The sequence below is a fragment of the Aminivibrio sp. genome (genome assembly GCF_016756745.1).
In the GTDB taxonomy this organism is placed as follows: Bacteria; Synergistota; Synergistia; order Synergistales; family Aminobacteriaceae; genus Aminivibrio.
Window position 1 is genome coordinate 1 of record NZ_JAESIH010000093.1, and the last position, 5,664, is coordinate 5,664.

The following is a 5,664-nucleotide window of genomic DNA, read 5'->3' on the forward strand; positions in this document are numbered from 1 at the left end:
TGAGGACGTTGCCGTCCACCACGCCGATGCCCACCCCCGGGGCTGTCATCATACGGTGGTTCGTCATGACGGTTTCCCGGCCCGCCACTCCGGGCAGGATGCTTTTCCGCCCTCCCGCGAACCCGGCATAGTAGTGCAGGAGCACTTCGCCGATGGCGAGCCTGAGATCGGCCTCTGCCACGGTCCTGTTGATCATCAGCCGGTTGCCGGTGGAGAGGGTTCCCATGTCCACGAGATCGGGGGAATCGCAGTCGTGGTTCTCCACCCGGTATTTGGAAAAGACGGCATCCCCGACGGTCTGCCTCGTTTCGTCGTCGCTCATGGGACGGTGGGTTCCCGTGGCCACCACTATGGCGATCCCCGAGGAGGGGACACCCAGCCGCTCCAGCTCCTCCAGCAGGGGAGGAAGCATCTCGGCCGTGGGGGTTGACCGGGTCATGTCGTTGACGATGATAGCCGCCGTCTCCGGTTTATGGGTGGAGACGATTTCCTCCAGGGACGGCCCCGCCGTGGGGCGCTTCACAAGCCCGGCAACCTCGGCGGCCAGGTCGGCCACGGGCTCCCCACCGGAGGGTTCGAGCACCGCCAGAACGTTTTTGTCGGGGATGGAAAGGAAGATATCCTCCCTTCCCCATTTCAGTTTCGTTTTCACAGCACATGACCTCCTTCAGCGGGGCAGCCCACGACCGGAACCGGCGGCATTTCGCTGGGACCTCTGCCAGAGGAACACGCCCGCCGCAAGGGCAACTCCTGCCGCGTCCGTCACGGCGCCGGGGAAAATGAGCAGCAGCGAGCCGACAAACATGCCGAGCCTCTGGAGGACGTTCATCGGCACATAGAGATAATTCTGCAGTGATGCCGCGAGGGCGATGACGCCCACCAGGCTCGTCACGGTAGACAGGGCGATGGACAAGTAATCCCCTCCCACGAGCAGCAGGTCCGGATTGTAGATGAAGGTGAAGGGGATGAGAAATCCCGCGAGGGAAATCCGGAATCCCGTCCAGCCCACTGCCGACGGGCTCTGCCCCGACAGGCCCGCCGCTCCGTAGGATGCGATGGCCACGGGAGGCGTCAGGTTGGAAAGGCAGGCGAAGTAGTAGGAGAACATGTGGGCCGCCAGGGGGTTCACACCGAGCTTCACAAGGGCGGGGGCCGCGATGGTGGCGGTGACGATGTAGCAGGCCGTCGTGGGAAGCCCCATGCCCAGGATGACGCAGACGATCATGGTGAGGAAGGTGGTGATGAGGATGCTGCCTCCCGCGAGGGAGACGATGTTGTCGCCCAGGACGAGCCCCAGGCCGGTGAGGTTGGTGATGCCGATGATGTTGCCCACCACGGCGCAGGCGATGCCCACGCCCACGCTCTGCCGGGCGCCCGATTCCATTGCCTTGAGGAAGGACTTCCAGGTAAGCCGCGTTTCCTTCGTGATGAAGCTCACGCCCACCGAGGCGATAATGCCGTAGAAAGCCGCATAAAGAGGTGTCCGGCCGATGAGCAGGAGGTACACGATGACGATGATGGGAACGAGCAGGTGTCCCCGCTCCCTCATGACCTTTCTGATGGGGATGATCTCTTCCCTGGGGATGGGCTTCATGCCCATCTTGACGGCCTCGATGTGGATGACGGCGTACTCGGCAAGGTAGTAGAGCACCGCCGGGATGGCCGCAGCCAGCATGATCTTGGCATAGTGGACCCCGAGAAACTCGGCCATGATGAAGGACGCCGCGCCCATGACGGGGGGCATGATCATGCCTCCCGTTCCCGCCACGGCGACGACAGCAGATGCGAAGACGGGCTTGAAGCCGGCGCCGGTCATGAGGGGAATGGTGAAGGTTCCGGTGGCCGCCACGTTGCCCACGGCGCTTCCGTTGATCATCCCCATGAGGCCGCTGGCCACGATGGATACCTTGGCCTCGCCGCCGATGGTCCTTCCCGCCAGTGACATGGCGAGGTCCTTGATGAACCGTCCCATGCCCGTCTCGGTGAGGAAGGCACCGAAGAGGATGAAGAGAAAAATGTAGGTGGACGACACGCCGAGGGAGATGCCGAAAATACCCTCGGAGGAGAGGAAAAGCTGGTACACGATGCGCCGGAAGGTGAACCCGGTGTGCCCGAGGACGCCGGGAATGTATTCCCCCCAGTAGCCGTAGGCGAGGAAGAGCATGGAAAGAATCATCAGCTCCTTGCCCACGGTCCGCCTCGTCGCCTCGAGGATGCAGACGATGAGGACGGTGCCCATGACGTAGTCCGGTGTTATGGCGGTTCCCCGGATGCTGAAGGCGTCGAAGGCGAAGAGGATGTACAGGCTCGACGACAGGGAAAGGGCGAGCCAGATGTAGTCAATCACCGAAGGCCGTTCCCTGGGAGCCCGCTTCGACCCGGGGTACAGAAGGAAGGTCAGGAGCACGAGGAAGGCAAGGTGGACGCTCCGCTGCTTCATGGCCATCAGTGTCCCGAAGCCCGAGGTGTAGAGGTGGAACAGGGACATGGCAAAGGCGATGACCGTTATGACCGCCGCCCACTTTCCCGAATATTTCCGGAACCGGGATTCCGCGTCCGCTTTTTCGAGGACCTTCTCCGCTTCTTCTTCCGAAATTACGTCAACAGCCGGTTCTTGATTCTCGTTGAGTTTAACGTTCTGATCAGTCACAGCCTATTACCTCCGCACGGACGAATGAGGGGAGGGAACAGCCCGTCCCCTCCCCCTGAAAAACACAACCGGTGCTAGTCTACAATAAGCTTCTCCGGTACGTTGACTCCCTTTTCCTTCAGATACTTCACCGCTCCCTTGTGAAGGGGAATGGTCATTCCGTTCAGGGAGTTCTCCAGCAGCGTATAGGCAGTTGCCTTGTGGGCCGCCACGAGGTCGTCGTGGAAGTCATAGGTCGCCTTGGTCAGGAGATATACGAGCTCCTCGTCCTGGCGGACGTCGGTGAAGAGGATGTTGGACAGGGCGATGGTCCTGATTTCCTTGTCCTGGTTGGGATAGGAGCCTGCCGGAATGGTGAAGGGGAAGTACCAGGGGAATTTCTCCACGATTTCCTTGATCTTGTCCTCTTCCATGGAGATGAGTTCACCGGCGCCGGAAGAAAGCACGTCCATGATGGCCGCCGTGGGAACGCCGCCGGCGATGTGGGCCCCGTCGGTCTGGGCGTTCTTGATAAGGTCCACCGCTTCGTTGTAGCCGAGGTAATCAGCGGTGACGTTGGTCTCGCCCTGGTCCTTCATGTAGTTCAGGCCGTACACTTCCATCATCTCGCGGCTGTTGATCTCGGTGGCGCTGGCCACCTGGCCGGGGACGAACTTTTTGCCCTTGAAGTCGGCGACGGACTTGATCCCGGCGTCCTTGCGGACGATCCAGTGCATCACGTTGGGATAGAGGGTGAACATGCCCCGCATCTCCTTGTAGGGAGGCTTGCCCTCGTAGGTTCCCTTGCCGTTGAAGGCATAGTAGCAGATGCCGTTCTGGCCGATGGCGATCTGGACTTCCTCGTTCCTCATCAGTTCCACGTTCTGGGGGGTGCCCGCCGTGGACTGTGCGGAGGCCCTGATGACTTCCTTGATGTTCTTGGACCAGATCTGGGCCATGGCGTTGCCGATGGGATAATAGGCTCCGCCCGTTGTGGCGGTGGCGATGTTGAGCCGGTAGGACTTGGCCTCGGCGCCGACGATCATGGGACCTGCGGCAAAAACAAGCGCGAGAACGACCACTGCTGCGATGATGCTTTTCCTCACATTCATTCCCTCCTTTTGTGTCTGGAAATCCTAACGGACTTTCCGAACCTTCCTGGTCGCGATGACCTCCGTATCGCACCCCGCCGGGGACGGAAGAACGACATCCCCTATCTCCACCGGGGCTTCCACTGACACCTTCCGGATCTCCTCCATCACCTCCCGTATTTTTGCCAGGGGTATGGGGCGGCTTGTCCGGACGCTGGCCAGGGGGAAATCACCCCGCTGCACCGGCACGCTGGACGCGATGGTGCGCATGGGGTTTTCCACCTCCTGGCGGGCCCACAGTTCACCCCGCTTGCACACGTTTCCCTGAACCCTCGTAACGACGGGAGTCTCGTCGTTGTCAACATCCACAACTATGCTGCAGCCGTTGGGGCAGACCACGCAGGTAAATTCTCTCGTGCTCATTCAACCGTCACCTCCAGGGAGGAACAGCCCGAAACAGTTTCCTTCTTCAGGTCGATCCGGATCATCTCCGCCGGGTGAAGCCTCATTTCCCGCTTTCTGGCGATCTCCCTGCCTTCGTCCTTTACCACCACGCACCGGTCCCTCCACGGCGCGGAAACCCGGAGGGACAGGGTCACGTCCCTTTCTCCCGACACGGACTGGGGAAGGGTGTACCGGACACCGCTCCCCGGTTTCACCCCGATGGGGCTCGGCAGGGCGCAGCTTCCCTCCCTGACGAAACAGGCGGCGTATTTTCCCGCTTCCGCCGCTTCCACGGAGACCCAGTCCACGAGGTCATGAACGTGGAGGACGTTGCCGCAGGCGAAAATACCCGGAACGGACGTCATGAAGGAATCGTCCACCACCGCCCCGCCGGTCACGGGATCCATTTCCACACCGGCATCCCGGGTCAGCTCGTTTTCAGGGATAAGACCCACGGACAGCAGCAGGGTGTCGCAGGGAATATACCGCTCCGTCTCGGGAATGGGGGACCGGTCTTCGCCCACCTGGGCGACCCTGATGCCTTCAAGGCGCCCCTTGCCCACGATGTCCGTCACCGTGGTGTTGAGGTGGAGAGGGATGCCGTAGTCGTTGAGGCACTGCTGGATGTTCCTGGGAAGGCCGCTGGAATAGGGCAGTATCTCGAAGACCGCCTCCACCTTCGCACCTTCCAGGGTCATCCTGCGGGCCATGATGAGTCCGATGTCGCCGGAGCCGAGGATGCAGACCTTTTTCCCCACCATGATGTTCTCGAGATTCATGAAGTTCTGGGCCGCGCCTGCGGTGTACACCCCCGAGGGACGGTGCCCCGGAATGGAGATGGCCCCCCTGGTACGCTCCCTGCATCCCATGGCGAGAATCACGGCCCCGGCCTCGATGCGCTGGAATGTTCCCCGGGTGCTCACCTCCAGGACCCTGTCCGATGACAGGGAGAGGACGATAGTCTCCTCCATGGCGGCGATGCCGAGTTCCCTGAAGCGGTCGATGAACCTGGCGGCATACTCCGGGCCCGAAAGGGCTTCCTTGAATGTATGGAGGCCGAACCCGTCATGGATGCACTGGTTCAGGATGCCTCCGAGAATGCGGTCCCGCTCGATGAGCAGAACGTCGCCGCAGCCCGCCTCCTTCGCCGCTATGGCCGCCGCGAGTCCGGCAGGCCCGCCGCCGATGACCACCACGTCCCTGTGCACCGCGGGAATCGATTGCTTCGCACCGTTCATCGGACAGCTCCTCCCTTCTCCGGCCGGACATTGCCCACGAACAGGGGCGAACCGGCGCTTCTCTTCAGGAAGTCTTGCGGCTTCCAGCCGAACTCGTCCCGGAGGATCCTCGTAATGCGGGGAACGCAGAATCCGCCCTGGCAGCGGCCCATGGAGGCCCGGGCCCTGTACTTTATGCTCACCAGCGTCCTGGCGCCGAGAGGATTGGCGATGGCGTCCAGGATCTCCTGCTTGGTGATCTTTTCGCACCGGCAGATGATCT

6 protein-coding genes are annotated in these 5,664 nt (G+C 61.7%); all 6 read right to left on the reverse strand.

Translation table 11 applies throughout. The features are described from left to right. A partial coding sequence (locus JMJ95_RS13695) for a lactate racemase domain-containing protein (protein WP_290686454.1) occupies nucleotides 1–652 on the reverse strand: 652 nt, incomplete at its 3' end. Nucleotides 653–667: 15 nt separating this feature from the next. After that, nucleotides 668–2,650, reverse strand: coding sequence for a TRAP transporter permease (locus JMJ95_RS13700; protein WP_290686457.1), 1,983 nt, complete (start codon nucleotides 2,648–2,650; stop codon nucleotides 668–670). Nucleotides 2,651–2,724: 74 nt separating this feature from the next. Further along, the gene (locus JMJ95_RS13705) at nucleotides 2,725–3,741 is read right to left on the reverse strand and encodes a TAXI family TRAP transporter solute-binding subunit (protein ID WP_290686460.1); all 1,017 of its coding nucleotides are present in this window, start codon (nucleotides 3,739–3,741) and stop codon (nucleotides 2,725–2,727) included. 24 nt (nucleotides 3,742–3,765) lie between these two features. Continuing rightward, nucleotides 3,766–4,143 (reverse strand): DUF1667 domain-containing protein, encoded by a 378-nt coding sequence (locus JMJ95_RS13710; RefSeq protein ID WP_290686463.1) that lies wholly within the window; start codon nucleotides 4,141–4,143, stop codon nucleotides 3,766–3,768. Next, nucleotides 4,140–5,402 carry an FAD-dependent oxidoreductase gene (locus tag JMJ95_RS13715; RefSeq protein WP_290686466.1) on the reverse strand — a complete coding sequence of 421 codons (1,263 nt, stop codon included), beginning with the start codon at nucleotides 5,400–5,402 and terminating at the stop codon, nucleotides 4,140–4,142. Before JMJ95_RS13715 ends, JMJ95_RS13710 begins: the two co-directional genes overlap by 4 nt. Beyond that, nucleotides 5,399–5,664 (reverse strand): (2Fe-2S)-binding protein (locus JMJ95_RS13720; RefSeq protein WP_290686469.1); only part of this gene is annotated, 266 nt, incomplete at its 5' end. The genes JMJ95_RS13715 and JMJ95_RS13720, both read right to left, overlap by 4 nt.